The organism is Imperialibacter sp., assembly GCF_040222385.1.
Classification (GTDB): domain Bacteria; phylum Bacteroidota; class Bacteroidia; order Cytophagales; family Cyclobacteriaceae; genus Imperialibacter.
Window position 1 is genome coordinate 1 of sequence record NZ_JAVKDF010000013.1, and the last position, 1,828, is coordinate 1,828.

The window sequence follows — 1,828 nt, forward strand, 5'->3', positions numbered from 1 at the left end:
TGTGTGTGCCTTGAATGGTGAATATAGTTAATGGAGTGGAAGTCTCCTATGCGCCTGTCGAGAGGAAGCATTAGTAAGCTGCAAGGGTGGTATCGGTGACGGTACATCTGAAGTAAGCAGGACTACAAAAGGTTGAACTAACGAATAGGAATCGGATATGAGGCATGTTGTACAGGGTGAGCAAGCACATCTTTGTGAAGCCCAAAACTCGATAATCTGTACAGTATGTAGATCCGGTAGTCTTAGCCAGAAAGCAATTCACCTTACCAAGGGAGATCTCGGATCGTACGCGTTATGAACTGAGAAGTCAGCAGAGGTCATAGTAATTGAGAGTAACGAGCCAACGAGAGATTTGGAGGCCTCACAACTCAACGAAGGACTGAACATTAAGTAGTTCCAAATGCCATGAGGAGCGTCCCGACTTTGTCGGGAGCAGCCTTTTGATAAGCGGGACAGAGAAGTAATAGAATGATAGAACAAGTAGTAACGAGGAAGAATCTGCTAAAGGCACGCCGACAAGTTGAGAAGAACCGAGGTTCTTCAGGTGTAGACGGTATGCCCGTAGGTCAACTAAGGAATCATCTGGATCAAATCAGAGATACTTTAGTAACCAGCATACTCAACCACAGTTACGAAGCTCAACCCATTCTAGGAGTAGTGATTCCAAAGGGAGAGGGTAAAACACGCTTGCTTGGTGTACCAACGGTCATAGACCGAGTGTTACAACAGGCTGTCAGCCAAGTGATAGTCCCGAAGTTTGAACTAGAGTTCAAAGACCATAGCTATGGTTTTCGACCCAAGAAGAACGCCCACCAAGCGGTGCTGCAATCACAGAAATACATTCATGAAGGGTATCAGCACATTGTTGATATTGACTTGAAGAATTTCTTTGACGAAGTGGAGCATTATATAATTCTCCAATTGATTTACCGTAAGGTGAAGTGCCCAACAACCCTACGTCTGATCAGAGTGTGGTTACGCGCCCCGATGCAAATCGGAGGCAGGCTAACCAAGCGACGAAAAGGCATACCACAAGGAAGCCCGCTCAGTCCATTATTATCTAATGTTATGCTGCATGAATTAGATAGAGAACTAGAAAAGCGAGGTATGAAGTACGTCCGTTATGCAGACGATTTTAGTATCTATACTAAGACCAAAAGCGAAGCTCGGAAGATAGGCAATAGCCTCTATGAGTTCCTGAGGGACAAATTGAAACTACCTATCAATAGGGCAAAAAGTGGCTTACGCAGACCTGTGAACTTCCAAGTTCTGGGGTTTGGTTTCGTACCGACCTACAAAAAGGGAGAGAAGGGACAATACCAACTGGTAGTAGGGAAGAAAGGCTGGCGAAAACTCAAACAAACTCTGAAAGCGATCACAAGGAAAACAGTGCCGATGAGTCTACAGGAGCGTTTCCGAAAACTGAAAGAAGTTCAACGAGGATGGCTGAATTACTTCCGTATGGCAAGTATACAAGCCAAACTTAAGGAGATCGACAGTTGGTTACGCAATAGGCTCAGGTATTGTATCTGGCATGACTGGAAGAAGCTGGAGCGGAAAAGGAAGAATCTGATCCGTTTAGGCATCCCGTATGGCCAAGCCTATGCGTGGAGTCGTACAAGAATGGGAGGCTGGGCAGTAGCCCAAAGTCCAATCCTAAGAACTACTATCACGCTGGATCGTCTGAGGAAACGAGGCTATCAATCCCTTAGAGAACATTACTCCAAAGTATCTCCATTACTTAATGAACCGCTCAGTACGAGACCCGTACGCTGAGTGGTGTGAGAGGCGCACCGTGGGCTTATGGCTCACGGCCGTCTACTCGATT

At 46.0% G+C, this 1,828-nt stretch carries 1 protein-coding gene; it reads left to right on the forward strand.

The features are described 5' to 3' along the window. Positions 1-468 precede the first annotated feature (468 nt). Positions 469-1,776 carry a group II intron reverse transcriptase/maturase gene (ltrA, locus tag RIG68_RS02865; RefSeq protein WP_350118396.1) on the forward strand — a complete coding sequence of 436 codons (1,308 nt, stop codon included), beginning with the start codon at positions 469-471 and terminating at the stop codon, positions 1,774-1,776. Positions 1,777-1,828: the final 52 nt, after the last annotated feature.